At 64.4% G+C, this 14,125-nt stretch carries 18 protein-coding genes; 10 read left to right on the top strand and 8 right to left on the bottom strand.

What is annotated here, in order from left to right:
- The first annotated feature begins 129 nt into the window (after positions 1 to 129).
- The 3 genes from trpS (at position 130) to NKT35_RS12530 (ending at position 2,020) form a co-directional block, all read left to right on the top strand.
- Positions 130 to 1,152 carry a tryptophan--tRNA ligase gene (trpS, locus tag NKT35_RS12540; RefSeq protein WP_254293417.1) on the top strand — a complete coding sequence of 341 codons (1,023 nt, stop codon included), beginning with the start codon at positions 130 to 132 and terminating at the stop codon, positions 1,150 to 1,152.
- 13 nt (positions 1,153 to 1,165) lie between these two features.
- The gene (locus tag NKT35_RS12535; RefSeq protein ID WP_254293414.1) at positions 1,166 to 1,474 is read left to right on the top strand and encodes a chorismate mutase; all 309 of its coding nucleotides are present in this window, start codon (positions 1,166 to 1,168) and stop codon (positions 1,472 to 1,474) included.
- 78 nt (positions 1,475 to 1,552) lie between these two features.
- On the top strand, positions 1,553 to 2,020 hold the full coding sequence (locus NKT35_RS12530) for a CreA family protein (RefSeq protein WP_254293412.1): 468 nt from the start codon (positions 1,553 to 1,555) through the stop codon (positions 2,018 to 2,020).
- A 47-nt stretch (positions 2,021 to 2,067) separates the two neighbouring features.
- Here NKT35_RS12530 and NKT35_RS12525 read toward each other — a convergent pair whose 3' ends face one another.
- Genes NKT35_RS12525 through mltG form a run of 7 tightly spaced genes read right to left on the bottom strand, consistent with a single transcriptional unit; the run spans position 2,068 to position 7,149 of the window.
- Positions 2,068 to 2,844, bottom strand: a complete 777-nt coding sequence (locus NKT35_RS12525; protein ID WP_254293411.1) for an MBL fold metallo-hydrolase — start codon at positions 2,842 to 2,844, stop codon at positions 2,068 to 2,070.
- Between the two features lie 16 nt (positions 2,845 to 2,860).
- Positions 2,861 to 3,241 carry a hypothetical protein gene (locus tag NKT35_RS12520; protein ID WP_254293409.1) on the bottom strand — a complete coding sequence of 127 codons (381 nt, stop codon included), beginning with the start codon at positions 3,239 to 3,241 and terminating at the stop codon, positions 2,861 to 2,863.
- 13 nt (positions 3,242 to 3,254) lie between these two features.
- Positions 3,255 to 4,025, bottom strand: coding sequence for a TatD family hydrolase (locus NKT35_RS12515; RefSeq protein WP_254293407.1), 771 nt, complete (start codon positions 4,023 to 4,025; stop codon positions 3,255 to 3,257).
- Positions 4,026 to 4,085: 60 nt separating this feature from the next.
- Positions 4,086 to 4,463 carry a PilZ domain-containing protein gene (locus NKT35_RS12510; RefSeq protein ID WP_254293405.1) on the bottom strand — a complete coding sequence of 126 codons (378 nt, stop codon included), beginning with the start codon at positions 4,461 to 4,463 and terminating at the stop codon, positions 4,086 to 4,088.
- 60 nt (positions 4,464 to 4,523) lie between these two features.
- Positions 4,524 to 5,522 carry a DNA polymerase III subunit delta' gene (locus NKT35_RS12505; RefSeq protein WP_254293403.1) on the bottom strand — a complete coding sequence of 333 codons (999 nt, stop codon included), beginning with the start codon at positions 5,520 to 5,522 and terminating at the stop codon, positions 4,524 to 4,526.
- Positions 5,522 to 6,160 (bottom strand): dTMP kinase, encoded by a 639-nt coding sequence (tmk, locus tag NKT35_RS12500; RefSeq protein ID WP_254293401.1) that lies wholly within the window; start codon positions 6,158 to 6,160, stop codon positions 5,522 to 5,524. The genes NKT35_RS12505 and tmk overlap by 1 nt, the downstream gene beginning before the upstream one ends.
- Entirely contained in the window at positions 6,157 to 7,149 is a 993-nt protein-coding gene (mltG, locus tag NKT35_RS12495) for an endolytic transglycosylase MltG (RefSeq protein WP_254293399.1), read from the bottom strand. The genes tmk and mltG overlap by 4 nt, the downstream gene beginning before the upstream one ends.
- A gap of 271 nt (positions 7,150 to 7,420) precedes the next feature.
- On the opposite strand from mltG, the gene NKT35_RS12490 reads away from it, so the two are divergent.
- The 7 genes from NKT35_RS12490 to NKT35_RS12460 all read left to right on the top strand — a co-directional run bounded on the left by NKT35_RS12490 (position 7,421) and on the right by NKT35_RS12460 (position 13,514).
- On the top strand, positions 7,421 to 8,029 hold the full coding sequence (locus tag NKT35_RS12490; RefSeq protein WP_254293397.1) for a DUF3313 family protein: 609 nt from the start codon (positions 7,421 to 7,423) through the stop codon (positions 8,027 to 8,029).
- 21 nt (positions 8,030 to 8,050) lie between these two features.
- Positions 8,051 to 8,806 (top strand): molybdate ABC transporter substrate-binding protein, encoded by a 756-nt coding sequence (gene modA, locus NKT35_RS12485; protein ID WP_254293395.1) that lies wholly within the window; start codon positions 8,051 to 8,053, stop codon positions 8,804 to 8,806.
- Complete coding sequence (gene modB, locus NKT35_RS12480; protein ID WP_254293393.1) at positions 8,803 to 9,477, top strand: molybdate ABC transporter permease subunit; 675 nt, start codon at positions 8,803 to 8,805, stop codon at positions 9,475 to 9,477. Before modA ends, modB begins: the two co-directional genes overlap by 4 nt.
- A 38-nt stretch (positions 9,478 to 9,515) precedes the next feature.
- Positions 9,516 to 9,770 carry a hypothetical protein gene (locus NKT35_RS12475; RefSeq protein ID WP_254293391.1) on the top strand — a complete coding sequence of 85 codons (255 nt, stop codon included), beginning with the start codon at positions 9,516 to 9,518 and terminating at the stop codon, positions 9,768 to 9,770.
- A 164-nt stretch (positions 9,771 to 9,934) separates the two neighbouring features.
- The gene (gene fliD / locus NKT35_RS12470) at positions 9,935 to 11,473 is read left to right on the top strand and encodes a flagellar filament capping protein FliD (RefSeq protein WP_254293389.1); all 1,539 of its coding nucleotides are present in this window, start codon (positions 9,935 to 9,937) and stop codon (positions 11,471 to 11,473) included.
- A gap of 78 nt (positions 11,474 to 11,551) precedes the next feature.
- On the top strand, positions 11,552 to 12,241 hold the full coding sequence (locus NKT35_RS12465) for a FadR/GntR family transcriptional regulator (RefSeq protein ID WP_254293387.1): 690 nt from the start codon (positions 11,552 to 11,554) through the stop codon (positions 12,239 to 12,241).
- A 13-nt stretch (positions 12,242 to 12,254) separates the two neighbouring features.
- Positions 12,255 to 13,514, top strand: a complete 1,260-nt coding sequence (locus NKT35_RS12460) for a CynX/NimT family MFS transporter (protein ID WP_254293384.1) — start codon at positions 12,255 to 12,257, stop codon at positions 13,512 to 13,514.
- 75 nt (positions 13,515 to 13,589) lie between these two features.
- Here NKT35_RS12460 and NKT35_RS12455 read toward each other — a convergent pair whose 3' ends face one another.
- A complete protein-coding gene (locus NKT35_RS12455) occupies positions 13,590 to 14,114 on the bottom strand; it encodes a DUF2946 family protein (RefSeq protein WP_254293382.1) in 525 nt (174 codons plus the stop codon).
- Positions 14,115 to 14,125 lie beyond the last annotated feature (11 nt).

Here is a 14,125-nt window from a genome sequence, read left to right as displayed (position 1 = left end):
CTAGGCGGCACCGGCGAACGCGCACGCAAAAAACCCGGAGGCTGCCGACAAGGCGCACCGGGTTTGTTTTTAGCCGCACCTCCCCCAGTCCGCCCTGCCGGTCTCCTCATTCCAACCGTGGAGATCGAAATGAATCTGGACAGCATCAACTCGCAAGACATCATCCTCACCGGCGACCGCACCACCGGCCAGCTGCACCTGGGCCATTATGTCGGCTCGCTGCGCAATCGCGTCATTCTGCAGGAGCGCTGCGCGCAATTCCTGCTGCTGGCCGATGCCCAGGCGCTGACCGACAATATGGGCAACTACCTGAAGGTGCGCGACAACGTGCTGCAAGTGGCGCTGGACTATCTGGCCGTCGGCATCGACCCGGCCAAGAGCACCATCTTCATTCAGAGCCTGGTGCCGGAACTGACCGAGCTGGCCTCCTACTATCTCAATCTGGTGACGGTGGCGCGGCTGGAACGCAATCCCACCATCAAGGACGAGATCAAGCAGCGCGGCTACGAGCGCGACATCCCGGCCGGCTTCCTGACCTACCCCGCCGCCCAGGCCGCCGACATCACCGCCTTCAAGGCCACCATCGTGCCGGTGGGCGAAGACCAGATCCCGATGATAGAACAGACCAACGAGATCGTGCGCCGCTTCAACGCCAGCGTGGACCAGGCCGTGCTGGTGGAGGCCAAGGCGGTGGTGCCGGAAGTGGGCTCCCGGCTGCCCGGCATAGACGGCAAGGCCAAGATGTCCAAGTCGCTGGGCAACACCCTCACCCTGTCCGCCAGCCCGGACGACATCCGCCAGGCGGTGAAAATGATGTACACCGACCCGAACCACCTGCGCGTGGCCGATCCCGGCCAGGTGGAAGGCAATGTGGTCTTCACCTATCTGGACGTCTTCCACCCCGACCAGGCGCTGGTGGCGGACCTGAAAGCCCAATACCAGCGCGGCGGCCTGGGCGATAGCGTGATCAAGAAGCATCTGGAAGACTGCCTGCAGGAGCTGCTGGCGCCGATACGCGCGCGCCGCGAACACTACGCGCAAGATCCGGCCGCCGTGCTGGAAATGCTGAAAACCGGCACCCGCCGCGCCCGCGACGTGGCCGCGCGCACCCTGGCCGAAGTGAAGGCCGCGATGGGCCTGAACTACTACTGAGCGGAGCGGCGACATGGAACATATCTATCAATGCCAGAGCCTGCCCGAAGTACGCGAGCAGATAGACCGCATCGATCAGGCCCTGGTGGCCTTGATCGCCGAGCGCGGCATTTACGTGCGCCAGGCGGCGCGCTTCAAGCAGAGCCGCAGCGAGGTGGAGGGCGGCAAGCGAGTGGATCAGGTGATGCGGCGGGTGGAGCGGCTAGCGGGCGAGCTGGGCGCCGACGCGACGCTGACTGCCGCCATCTACCGCACCATGATCACCCATTTCGTCGCCGACGAATTGCAGGCCTACCGGGAGCGATACGCAAACAGCGATTGAGCGGCGCGGCCGGCTTCCCTACAATTCCAACATCATGGCCGCCTGCTGGCGGCCTTAGACTCCCACAAGGAATCCGCAATGAAGACATTCGCGCCGTTGCTGGCCTGCCTGCTGGCCGCTCCGTTCATCCATGCCGAAGAAGTCGGCGAGGTCTCCACCACCTTCAAGCTGCTCAGCCCCAACGACAAGGTGATAGTCGAGGCCTTTGACGACCCCGGCGTGCAAGGCGTGGCCTGCTATGTGTCGCGCGCCCGCACCGGCGGTTATTCCGGCGCGCTGGGACTGGCCAAAGACCCGTCGCGTTTCTCGGTGGCCTGCCGCCAGGTTGGCCCCATCCGCTTCGCCGGCCCCATTCCCAAACAGGCGCAAGTGTTCAAGGAAGGCGCGTCGTTTGTATTCAAGCATGTGCGGGTGGTGCGCATCGTCGACGCCAAACGCAATGTGCTGACCTATCTCACTTATTCCGACAAGCTGGTGGACGGCAGTCCGGACAATGCCATCACCGCGGTGCCGGTGATGGATCAAAAGATCCCGCTGAAAAACTGAAAACAGCAAGTTATTGATCTCAATCATTTTTTATGAAATGACGAGCATCATGCCATCAGCAGTTCGCCGCGCCAGCCATCGTAACCCACCTCCACGCCGGGCGGGCATTGCGCCTGCAGCGCATGGTATTCCAGCTTGTGGGTCATATGGATCAGCACCGTGCGGCGGGCGCCTATCCTGGCCGCCCAGTCGAACGACTCGGCCACCGACAGATGCGAAGGATAGGGATCGGTGTTCAGGCAATCGAGAAACAGCAGCTCCAGCCCCTCCAGCAAGGGCAGGCTGCTGTCCGGAATAGCTGACAGATCGGTCAGCCAGGCCATATTGCCGATGCGCCAGCCCAGGCAGGGCCAGCTGCCGTGCAACAGCGGAATCGGCGTCAGCTTGACGCCCTGGTGCTCGAACGGGCCATGCACCGTTTCCGGCAGCAGCACCGGCTTGTCCCACATCTTGGACGGCGCCAGCAAGGCATAGCCGAAGCGCTCGCGGATATTGGACATGGTGAAGTCGTTGCCGTACAGCGCCACCGGGCCTTTCTTCAGATAGCAGAAGGCGCGCAGATCATCGATGCCGTTCAGATGGTCGGCATGCGGGTGGGTGTACAGCACCGCGTCCAGTTGCCGCACGCCCTCGCGCAAGGCTTGCTGCCGCAAATCCGGACCGGTGTCGATCAAGAAGCCGGTTTCGCCCACCTTCACATAAGCGCTGGCGCGGGTGCGCTTATTGCGCGGCTCGTCCGACAGGCAGGTGGCGCAGCCGCAGCCTATCGCCGGCGTGCCGGAACTGGAGCCGCAGCCCAGGATGGTGACTTCTAGCTTGTCCACAACGCTCCCTCTACGCTTATTGGCAAAAACCGGCGCGCACCGCCGGCTCGGCCATATTGCCGCCATCGCACACTACGTTTCCATTCGCCAGCGCGCAATTGCCGCCCGGCTGCGCCGAACATTGCGCGCTGCCGTCGCCGGCCAGCAGGCACAAGCCGCGGCCGGCATAGAACGAGCCCTTGGCGAAAATCACGTCGCCGCCGGGATAGGGCGAACAGAACACATTGCCGAAAGCGTCGCCGCGGCAAGCGCCGACGCCGCAATACGCCTGCCCCTGATGCACCAGCGCCTGCCCGCCCGGCGGCGCGCAATAGCTGCGGCCATTGAGATTGACGCAGTTGGCGAAAATCGAACTCGCCCACAGCAGGGCGATCAGGGCGAAGCGAGCGGCGCGCATAAGGGCTCCCGGCTCAGGGTTGGGCCTTGGCGAACAGGCGGAAGAAGTTTTCGGTGGTGGCCGCGGCCACCTCGTCCAGCGAAATGCCGCGCAGCTCGGCGATAAAGGCCGCCACATGGCGCACATAGGCCGGCTCGTTCAGCTTGCCGCGATGCGGCACCGGCGCCAGATAAGGCGAATCGGTTTCGATCAGCATTCTATCCAGCGGCACCTTCTGCGCCACTTCCTGCACTTGCTTGGCGTTCTTGAAAGTCACCACGCCGGAGAAGGAAATATAGAAGCCCAGCGCCAAGGCCGCCTCCGCCACTTCCCAGGTTTCGGTAAAGCAATGCATCACGCCGCCGCATTGTTCGGCATGCTCTTCCTGCATGATGCGGATGGTGTCGGCGGCGGATTCCCGGGTGTGGATCACCAGCGGCAGGCCGACGCGTTTGGCGGCGCGGATATGGGTGCGGAACCGCTCGTGCTGCCAGGCCAGATCCCCCTTGCACCAGTGATAGTCCAGGCCGGTTTCGCCGATTCCCACCACCCGCGGATGGGCGGCGAACGCCACCAGCTCGTCTTCGCTGTATTCCTCGGCCTCCGGGTCGTCCGGGTGCACGCCCACGGTGGCGTACAAATGCGGATGCGCTTCCGCCAGCGCCAATACCTGCGGGTATTTGGGACGGCTCACGCCTATCACCAGGGCGTGAGTCACCTGGTTGTCGCGCATATTGGCCAGCACTTCGGGCAGGCGCTCGGCCAGGTCGGGGAAATTGATATGGCAGTGGGAATCGATCAGCATGGTCGGCGGATGGGGAAAACAAGAATCAAGCGACAGGATACCACGAGGCGGCCCTCCTCCTCACATGGTATGGGTCGGACGGCTGGAGTTGAGCACCCCGCCCAGCAGCGCCTCTATCTTGTCCTTGGCCTGCTTGCCGGCCTCTCCGGAAACAAACTCCACGCCCACGCCCTGCACCCGGCTGTTGTTGGCGCCGCCCGGGGTGATCCACACCACCTTGGCCTGCACCGCGATCCGTTGCGGATCGTCCATCAGCGTCAGCAGCAGGAACACTTCCTCGCCCAACTGCATTTCGCGGTTGGTGGGAATGAAAATGCCGCCATTGCGCACAAAAGGCATATAGGCGGCAAACAAGGCGCTGCGCTCCTTGATGTGCAAGGACAACACGCCGGGGCGGTTGGGATTGGCCGGATCGGGCCGGGTATTCTGTGCATCCATGCGCAACGCCCTTTATCAAACACCGCCAAAGCAAGATTAGCCGGCGCCGCGGCCCTTCGCTCAGCCGCCGGCGAAAATCTTCAGATAAGCCATCAGCACCGCCTCCAGCTGCAGGCGGACATTCAAGGTGTGCTGCGCGAACGGCATCAACTCGGTCAGGCTCTTCTGGCACTCCATCAGCCGGATAGGATGGCTGCGGGCCGCTAGCGACGCCAAAGCGCGCTCCTGATCTGGATAATAGCGGATGCGGCCGGCCAGGCCCAAAGCCGCCAGGTCATGCAGCCATTTCTGCAGCCAGGACAGCGGCTCCAGCAACGACAGTTGCTTGTTCTTGTCCATCAGCTCGGCCAGTTGCAGCATGCCGGCGAAGCTGGGCTGGCCCAGCCCCTTGACGAACTGCGCGCGCAGCGCGGCCAGCTCCGGGTCATGGTCGAACAAGGGCACGCCGCCGTTGTGCGCCAGCTCCACCTCGGCATTGGCGATGCCCTGCTCCTTCAGCCAGGCCAGAGCGGCATCCTCGCGCGGGCGGGACAGGGCGAATTGGCGGCAACGGCTGCGGATGGTGGGCAAGAGGCGCTGCGGCGCATGGGATACCAGCAGGAACAGCACCGCTTCCGGCGGCTCTTCCAGAATTTTCAGCAGCGCGTTGGCGGCGGCCAGGTTCAGGTTTTCCGCCGGCTCCACCAGGATCACCCGCTTGCCGGCTCGGTGGGCGGTCAGGTGGGCGAAGTCGATCACCTCGCGCACCGCCTCGATTTTGATCTGCGGCAGCTTGCGCGTGGTCTTGGCTTCCTTGCCCTCGTCCTCGGCTTCGTCGGCGAACGGCGACAGGCGGCGGAAATCCGGATGGGTGCCGCTTTGCAGCCAGCGGCAGCCCTGGCAATGGCCGCAGGGCTGATGGCCCGCCTCGGGGCTTTCGCACAGCAGCGACTGCGCCAGATGCTGGGCGAAGGCGAGCTTGCCTATGCCGGCCTGGCCGGTCAGCAGCCAGGCGCCCGGCATCCGCTCGCGCTCGGCATTCAGCCGCGCCCAGTCTTCGTTCTGCCACGGGTACAACATCAGCGCGTCTCCAGCAGCTTGCCCAGATGGCGCGCGATGTCATCCTGGATGGCCGCGATGCTGCGGCTGGAATCCAGCACCGCGAAGCGATGCGGCTCCGCCTCGGCGCGTTTGAGATAAGCCTCGCGCACGCGCTGATGGAAATCGGACGCCTCTTGCTCGAAACGATCCAGCACGCGGCTGCCGGACATGCGCTCGGCCGCCACTTCCAGCGGCAAGTCGAACAACAGGGTCAGATCTGGCTGCAAGCCGCGCTGCACCCACTCTTCCAACGCGCGGATGCGCTCGAAAGGCACGCCGCGGCCGCCGCCTTGAAAGGCGTAGGTCGAATCGGTGAAACGGTCGGACACCAGCCATTGGCCAGACGCCAGCGCCGGCTCTATCACATCGGCGATGTGCTGCTGGCGGGCGGCGAAGGCGAGCAGCGTTTCGGCGTCCAGCGAGGCGCGGGTATCCGGCGACAGCAGCAATTCGCGTATTTTCTCGCCCAAGGGCGTGCCGCCCGGCTCGCGGGTGAACACCGCCTGGACGTCATGATGGGCCAGCCAATCGCGGATAAAGGAAAGATGAGTGCTCTTGCCGGCGCCGTCTATGCCCTCCAGAGTGAGGAAACGGCCGCGTGGTTTGGCGTCGCTCATGACTGGCCTTTCTTCAGAATATATTTGCGCACCGCCTGGTTATGCTGCTCCAGGGTGCTGGAAAACTGCGAGCTGCCGTCGCCGCGGGCGACGAAATACAGCGCGTCGGTATCGGCCGGCTGCGCGGCCGCGATCAGCGACGCCTTGCTCGGCAGCGCGATCGGCGTCGGCGTCAGGCCGGCGCGAGTATAGGTATTGTACGGCGTATCGCGGCGCAGGTCGGCCTTGCCGATATTGCCCTGGTATTGGCTGCCCATGCCATAGATCACCGAGGGATCGGTCTGCAGCCGCATGCCCTTCTTCAAGCGGTTGACGAATACCGCCGCCACCATGGGACGATCGCCGTCGCTGGCCGTTTCCTTTTCCACCAGGCTGGCCAGAATCAGCAATTCATACGGCGTATGCACCGGCAGATCGGCCTTGCGCGCGGCCCAGGCCGCTTCCAGCTGCTGCTGCATGGTGGCGAAGGCCTGGCGGTAGAGATCCATGTCGGACACGCCCGGCGTGAACAGATAGGTGCTGGGGAAGAACAGTCCTTCCGGGCTGGCGTTCGGCACGCCCAGCTGGCGCATCAGCTCGGCGTCGCTCATCTGCGCGGCGTCATGCTTCACGTCGGGATGCTTGTTCAAGGCCTGGCGCAGCTGGCGGAAGGTCCAGCCTTCTATCGCGGTCAGGCTGGCTTCGTCGGGATGGCCCTGGATCAGGCGGTTCAGGATATCCAGCATCGACTGTCCGCCCTCGAAACGATACAGGCCGGCTTTGACTTTGCGATCCGCGCCGGACGCGCGCGCCAGCGCCACCATCAGTTGGCGATTGCGGATGGCGCCGTCGTCTTCCAGGGTATGCGCGATCTGCCGCATGGTGCGATTGGGGCCGACCAGCAATTTGTAACCGCCATCCGGCAGCGATACCGGCATCAGGATCGCCCAGGCCAGCCAGCCGGCCGCGGCCAGCAGGATCAACAACAGGAAGCCGGAAAGTTTCTTCATTCGATACGCTTCAAAAGGTGTGCCAAACCGACGCGCGCGCCGGCGAAGGCCGCATCATACCAGCAAGCCGCCTGGCCAACATGACAGGACGCCGCGCGCCCGCTCAAGATTGTTTGCGCCCGGTCAAAAGCGCTTCGCCTGATTTTGCCTATTTTCCAGAATGGAACCACCCTGCGCGCGTCACCCGCCGGGCGGCCGCCGCGATGCGGCATCACCTCATACCCAATGGACGCCATTGTAGATGAAACCCTTCTTCAACCTAGGATGCGCGTTGGTAGCCTGGAGCGAACTTTGCCGGGTGGCCCGCGCCCACGAGCCTGCCGGCGCGCCGCCGCCGCAAGCGTTCAGCCAAGCCGGCCGCAGCCATCAATTCATCTATGCCGGCTCGGCCCAATCTCTCGCGCCCTACCGCGCCGTGTTGCTTGAGCCGGTCTGGCTGCTGGATCAGCAGCAGGACGGACGCTGGCAATTGGCCGCCACCGCGCCGGGCAGCCCGCTCAGCCTGCGCCTGCAGACGCTGCTGCGCGCCTGGCTGCCCGACCTGCCGCTGGCGGACGAGGCGGGGCCCGGGGTCGCCAGCATGCGGCTGGCCTTGCGCAGCCGCCAGGGCCGCATCACCCGCCAAGCCAGCTATCTGCCGCCGCAAAGACCGGCGCAATCGCTATCGCCGCTGGTTCGCGGCATCGCGCCGTATTTGGACCACGTGGCCAGCATTCTGCAATTGGAAGATTCGGTAAGCGGCCGCTTGCTGGGCGGCGGCGTCACCTTGCGCGCGGCGGAAGCGCTGCAAACGGACGGCGCGCCCAGCGGCTGGGCGGATTTGCTCAGCTGCGACTGGCTGCGTCTGCTGCAATTCGAACAAGCGGCGATGGCTGGCTAGCATGGCGTTTTTGGCGGCATAATGACGAAACGATCACTGGAGAGCGTCATCATGCGCCTGCGCCTTGCCCTGTTGTGCCTACTCTTGTCGCCTCTTGTCCAAGCAGATACCGTCAATGTGGCGGTGGCCAGCAATTTTCAGCAGACGCTGGACAAGATCGCCGTCGCCTTCAAGGCCGCCAGCGGCCATGACATCCGCGCCAGCGCCGGCGCCTCCGGCAAGCTGGCGGCGCAAATCCGCCAGGGCGCGCCGTTCGAGGTGTTCCTGTCGGCCGACGACGAACGCCCTACCGAACTGGCGAAAGCCGGCGTAGGCCTGCCTGCCAGCCAGTTCACCTATGCCTACGGCCAGCTGGCGCTATGGAGCAAGAAGCGCGACGACGCGGGCGAAGCGGCGCTGCGCCAGGGCAATTTCAACAAGCTGGCCGTCGCCAACCCGGCCACCGCCCCCTATGGCCGCGCCGCGATGGAAACGCTGGCCGCGCTCAAACTGGAGGCCGCGGTCAAACCCAAACTACTGACCGGCGACAATATCGGCCAGACCATGCAATTCGCCGAGGTCGGCGGCGCCGATTTCGCCTTTGTCGCCCTGTCCCAGCTGCTGGAGCAAGGCATTCATAACCGCTACTGGCTGGTGCCGGAAAAACTGCATCAACCCATCCGCCAGGACGCGCTGCAGATCAAGGCCACCCCGGCCGCAAGCGCCTTGATGGCCTTCCTCAAGGGCGAGCAGGCGCGCGCGCTGATGAGCCAGGCAGGCTACCGCTTCAAACCGTGACGCCGCAGGATCTCGCCGCCATCGCGCTGACGCTCAAGCTGGCCGGCGTCAGCACCGCCTTGTTGCTGACGCTATGCATTCCCCTTGCCTGGGCGATGGCGCGCAGCCGCTCCAGATGGACGCCGATAATCGAAGCCGCCGCCATGCTGCCGCTGGTGTTGCCGCCGACCGTGCTGGGCTTCTATCTGCTGCTGGCCTTCGGCCCGCACGGCCCGGTGGGCAAGCTCACCGCCGCGCTGAACCTGCCGGGGCTGGCTTTCACCTTTTACGGCCTGGTCGTCGCCTCGGTGTTTTACTCGTTTCCCTTCGTGCTGCAACCGTTGTTGACCAGCTTCCGCGCAGTGCGCCAGGAAGAGCTGGAAGGCGCGCTGATTCTGGGCGCCAACCGCTGGCAACGGATGCGCCACATCATCCTGCCCTCCTGCCGCAGCGGCGTGCTCAGCGCCGCCTGCCTGGGCTTTGCCCATACCGTGGGCGAGTTCGGCGTCGTGCTGATGATAGGCGGCAATATCGAAGGTGAAACACGGGTGATATCGATCGCGCTGTACAATCAGGTGGAGCAGGCCAATTACGACGGCGCCGGCCAGCTGGCCTTGATGTTGCTGCTATTTTCGCTGGCGGCGCTGACCGCTGTGTATTGGCTCAACGCCCGGCAAAAGAAAAACGACTGACCCGCCCGCAAGGGCCAAACAAACTGGAGAATCGAAACATGCGCAAATCGCTGATGATCGCCGCGCTCGCCCTGTTCAGCGCCAATCTGGCCTTCGCCGACGCCGCCTGCGACGCCAAGGCCGCGGAGAAGAAGCTGGCCGGCGCCGCCAAGCAAAGCTTTCTGAAAAAGTGCGAGAAAGACACCGCCGCCGCTCAAACCGGCTGTGACGCCAAGGCCGCCGACAAGAAACTGGCCGGCGCCGCCAAGCAAAGCTTCACCAAGAAATGCGTGAAAGACGCGATGGCCAAGTAAGCCGCGCCGCTCTCGTCCAAAGGCATGGCCTCAAGCCATGCCTTTTTTCCATCTGCCGCAGCGCAACACAATGAAACAATCGCCTTTGAAAAAAGGCCTGCCTCGCCAACAACTTGCGCGCCATGGGCTATGCTTGAGAAAAGTACGGCCTGCACGTGTTTGCGATGAACTCTCTGTCCGGATACTCCTCCGCTCTCTCGTCTTTCGACAGCTTGCTGCCAAACTTGAGCGGTTTATTGTCGAGCGGCTTGCTGCTGGGCTCCAGCGCCGGCAGCAGCTCGACAAGCGCATCCTCCTCCAGCGCGGCAGACCCGATACAGGTGCAGCTGTCCACGCTGGGCCAGCTGATGTCCATCCTCAATACCTTTGAGAGCAGCCTGCAGCAGATTTACTCGCCGACCAATCAGCTTAACGGCATCACCGCCTCCAGCAGCAATCCTGCAGTGGCCAGCGTCAGCACCGCATCCGGCGCGCTCAGCGCCAACTACCAGCTGACGATTTCGCAACTGGCCCAGGCGCAGAGCGCCACCAGCAGCTTTACTCTGCCCGATAGCGGCAGCACCTCGGTCGGCACCGGCAGCCTGACCATCACCACCGGCAGCTACGCCTATACCAGCTCCACCTCGGCCAGCAGCTTCACCGCCAACGACACGCCGGTGACGATCAGCATCACCAACGGCACGCTATCGGGCATCGCCAGCGCCATCAACGGCGCCGGCGCCGGCGTGGTGGCCAATGTGATCCAGAACAGCTCCGGCGCCTATCAGCTGCAAATCAGCGGCGCCAAAACCGGCGCCAGCAATAACTTCCGCATCTCGGTCAGCGACAATGACGGCAACAATACCGATCAAAGCGGCCTGTCGCGGCTGGCTTTCGACCAGACTCTGGCCATAGGCAGCGGCCAGAACCTGACCCAAAGCCAGAGCGCGCAAAACGCCAGTTACACCATCAACGGCGTATCCGGCTCCAACGCCAGCAATTTCGGCATCTCGCTGGGCTATGGCGCGTCGGCTAATCTGCTGGCAACCGGCAGCAGCAATATCGCGGTCAATGTCGACTTCAACCTGCTCAACAGCAATGCCCAATCGCTGGCCAGCGCCTTCAACACCGCGCAAAGCGGCATCAACGGCCTGTTGAACAACCAGACCATCGCCAGCAATGATCCCATCGCCGCCATGGTGCCGCAGTTGCTCAACCAAGAAGCGCAAAGCAGCTTCAGCAACGGCAGCTCGCTATTGAGCAGCCTGAGCCAGATCGGCCTCAATTATCAATCGCCCAGCCAATATGGCCTGGGCGGCAGCCTGACCGTGAATGTCAGCTCGCTGCAGGCCGCCTACAACGGCGACTCCAGCGGCGCGGTCAATCTGCTGTATACCGCGGCCCAGGCCTTGAACTCGCTCTCCAACAGCTACACCACCTATGGCAACGGCACCCTGATCAATCAAACCAACGCGCTGCTCAAGCAGCAGCGGACCAACCAGCTTGCCAGCAACCAGCCCATCATCCCCAACACTTTCCCCTACAATCTGCAGAATCTGCTGAGCTACCCGTCCAGCAACTCGGCGCTGTCGGCGCAGCAGATCAGCGGGCTGGCGATGTATGCGCTGGTGTACTCCTTGGGCGCGCCTTACTCCCTGGATGCCATGCTGGTGGGACAAGGACTTGGCATTTCCGCCAGCGGCGCCTTCTCCGCCACCGCCTGACTCCTCTGCTTATTTTTTGCGCAGCTAGAATTTTTGGCGTAAAATTCATCGGATGATTGGATGTTTAGAGAACCCACGATGAATCCCGTCGTCAAACGCTCGCTGGTCGATATCGCGCTGGAAAGCCTGGGACAGCAATTGGCCGCCGGCCGCTGGCCGGTAGGCTGCAAGATGCCGACCGAACCGGAGTTGGCCGAAGAACTAGGCATCAGCCGCAATACCGTGCGCGAAGCCATACGCGTGCTGCTCTACGCCGGCCTGCTGGAAGTGCGCCAGGGCGATGGCACGTATGTGCGCGCCGTCATCAACCCGGGCGAAGCGATGCGGACGATAAGCCGCGCCAGCTTGCGCGAGCACCTGGAAGTGCGCTGCCTGCTGGAAGAAAGCGCTGCCCGACTGGCCGCGGAGCGCGCCGACGATGGCGAGCTGTCGCGCATCGCCGCGGCCCTGGAGCAGCTCAGGGGCGACCCCGCCAGCGATACGCCGGAAAATTACGCCCAGCGCGACATCGTTTTCCACGTCGCCATCGCCGACGCCTGCGGCAACCAGGCCCTGGCCGGACTGTATCGCTATTTCTCCGACGCCGTCCGCCAGAGCGTGCAGGACGCCATTCAAGACGAGGCGCTGCCCGATCCGGACTTCGCCGCCCACGAAGCCATCTTCCACGCCATCCTCGCTCGCCAGCCCGAGGCCGCCGGCCAGGCCGCCGCCGCCATCACCCGCCCGCTGTTGCAGGAGCTGGACCAGTTGCTGAAAACACGAAAATAACAAAGGACACACCATGCAAGAACCCGCCAACCGCAATACGCCCATCGCCGACGAATTGCTGATCGATGACGACACGCCGCCCGCGGCGCTTTCCAGCCAGCGCGCGCGCACCGCCTTGCTGCTGCTCGGCCTGGTGCTGGTCGGCCTCAACCTGCGCCCGGCCCTGTCCAGCATGGCGCCGGTGCTGGGCATGGTCAGCCGCGACATGGGCCTGACGCCGGCGCTGGCCGGCCTGCTCACCACGCTGCCGGTAGCCTGCCTGGGCATCTTCGGCCCGCTGGCGCCGCATCTGGCGCGCCGTCTGGGCAGTGAAAAAACCATCGCGCTGGTGCTGGTCGTGCTGGCTATCGGCACCGTATTGCGCACACAACTGGGCATGGCCGGCCTGTACGCCGGCTCGGCGCTGGCCGGCGCCGCCATCGGCGTGATCGGCGTGCTGCTGCCCGGCATCGTCAAACGCGACTTCGCCAGCCGCGCCGGCCTGATGACCGGCGTCTACACCATGGCGCTGTGCGCGGGCGCGGCCATGGCCGCCGGCTTCACCGTGCCGCTGGCGGAACTGCTGGACCACAGCTGGCGCCCCGCCCTGGCTATCTGGGCCATGCCCGCCGCGTTGGCCCTGGCCGTGTGGTGGCCGCAGATCCATACCCGCCATGCCGCTGCGCAAGGCCATTGGCAGGTTCGCGGCATTCTGCGCGATCCGCTGGCCTGGCAAGTCACCTTGTTCATGGGACTGCAGTCGTCGCTAGCCTACATCGTGTTCGGCTGGCTGCCGTCCATCCTGATGGATCGCGGCCTCACCGCCATGCAAGGCGGCCTGATGTTGTCCTGGTCCACCATGGTGCAGGTGCCGGCATCGTTGCTGGTGCCCATCCTGGCGCATCGCTGCCGCGATCAACGTCCGCCCATCGTCGCCACGCTGTCCATGGTGATCATCGGTCTGTTGGGCATGCTGTACGCGCCCACCGACAGCCTGCTGCTGTGGGCCGCGCTGCTGGGCTTCGGCCAGGGCGGCCTGTTCAGCACCGCGCTGAGCCTGCTGGCGCATCGCTCGCCGGATCAACACGTGGCGGCCCACCTGTCCGGCATGGCCCAAGGCATAGGCTATATGCTGGCCTCGCTCGGCCCCTTCGCCATCGGCATCATCCGCGGCCATAGCCACGCCGCCTGGCCGCTGGCGCTGCTGTTCTGCCTGATCGCCGCCGCCGCATTCACCGTCGGCATGCTGGCCGGCCGCAAACGGCTGGTGGGCGTCAGAGCCACGCAGATGTAAGGACGCAAAAACGGGCCGCGCCATTTCGCGCGGCCCGTCCATTCCGGATCCCCCCTATAAATTCGACAGCCAGACTCAACCCTTGGGCTTGGCGATGATGCCGTATCGCTTCAACAAATCGCCCTGGGCCGCCTGGACCAAAGGCAAATCGGCCTCCCCGACCTTCAAACGCTCCGGCAGCGCCGCCATATCGCCTTCCCAATCCGGCAAAGCCTCCTCCAGCAAGGCCGGCAGGTCGCGGTCGTCCACCACCGCCAGCTCGCCGCCTATCTCGATGAACAACATGCCGTCCGGCGTCAGCCAGGCCGCGCGGGCCGGCACGTCGTCATCGTAGGGCACGGTGCTCCAGCCCTTGAGCGTGCGCCTGGCCGCCAATGGCGCGGCGTCCAGCTGCACATACACTTTCTGCGGGCCGTTCTGCACATAGCAGCGCCCCTGGCCGTCGCGGCTGTAATTGCGGTTGAAGAACTCAACCATCCCCTCATGCTGCAAGCGCTCGTCCTTGATCCACCACTGTCCGCGCGCGTCCAGGCGCAGCCAGCCGAACACCGCCGGCACATTGGGCCATTTGGCCATCGCCGCCAACACTATCGCATCCATCTCGACACTCC

This window comes from Chromobacterium sp. IIBBL 290-4, from assembly GCF_024207115.1.
GTDB lineage: Bacteria > Pseudomonadota > Gammaproteobacteria > Burkholderiales > Chromobacteriaceae > Chromobacterium.
This window is presented reverse-complemented; position numbering and strand designations above follow the sequence as displayed.

Excerpts from the sequence above, each read along its gene's own strand:
- NKT35_RS12510 (WP_254293405.1), bottom strand. The coding sequence starts at position 4,463 with ATGGATGCACAGAATACCCGGCCCGATCCGGCCAATCCCAACCGCCCC.
- tmk (WP_254293401.1), bottom strand. The coding sequence starts at position 6,160 with ATGAGCGACGCCAAACCACGCGGCCGTTTCCTCACTCTGGAGGGCATA.
- NKT35_RS12505 (WP_254293403.1), bottom strand. The coding sequence starts at position 5,522 with ATGTTGTACCCGTGGCAGAACGAAGACTGGGCGCGGCTGAATGCCGAG.
- fliD (WP_254293389.1), top strand. The coding sequence starts at position 9,935 with ATGAACTCTCTGTCCGGATACTCCTCCGCTCTCTCGTCTTTCGACAGC.
- NKT35_RS12530 (WP_254293412.1), top strand. The coding sequence starts at position 1,553 with ATGAAGACATTCGCGCCGTTGCTGGCCTGCCTGCTGGCCGCTCCGTTC.
- NKT35_RS12515 (WP_254293407.1), bottom strand. The coding sequence starts at position 4,025 with ATGCTGATCGATTCCCACTGCCATATCAATTTCCCCGACCTGGCCGAG.
- trpS (WP_254293417.1), top strand. The coding sequence starts at position 130 with ATGAATCTGGACAGCATCAACTCGCAAGACATCATCCTCACCGGCGAC.
- NKT35_RS12475 (WP_254293391.1), top strand. The coding sequence starts at position 9,516 with ATGCGCAAATCGCTGATGATCGCCGCGCTCGCCCTGTTCAGCGCCAAT.
- NKT35_RS12465 (WP_254293387.1), top strand. The coding sequence starts at position 11,552 with ATGAATCCCGTCGTCAAACGCTCGCTGGTCGATATCGCGCTGGAAAGC.
- modA (WP_254293395.1), top strand. The coding sequence starts at position 8,051 with ATGACGAAACGATCACTGGAGAGCGTCATCATGCGCCTGCGCCTTGCC.
- NKT35_RS12520 (WP_254293409.1), bottom strand. The coding sequence starts at position 3,241 with ATGCGCGCCGCTCGCTTCGCCCTGATCGCCCTGCTGTGGGCGAGTTCG.
- mltG (WP_254293399.1), bottom strand. The coding sequence starts at position 7,149 with ATGAAGAAACTTTCCGGCTTCCTGTTGTTGATCCTGCTGGCCGCGGCC.
- NKT35_RS12455 (WP_254293382.1), bottom strand. The coding sequence starts at position 14,114 with ATGGATGCGATAGTGTTGGCGGCGATGGCCAAATGGCCCAATGTGCCG.
- NKT35_RS12460 (WP_254293384.1), top strand. The coding sequence starts at position 12,255 with ATGCAAGAACCCGCCAACCGCAATACGCCCATCGCCGACGAATTGCTG.
- NKT35_RS12535 (WP_254293414.1), top strand. The coding sequence starts at position 1,166 with ATGGAACATATCTATCAATGCCAGAGCCTGCCCGAAGTACGCGAGCAG.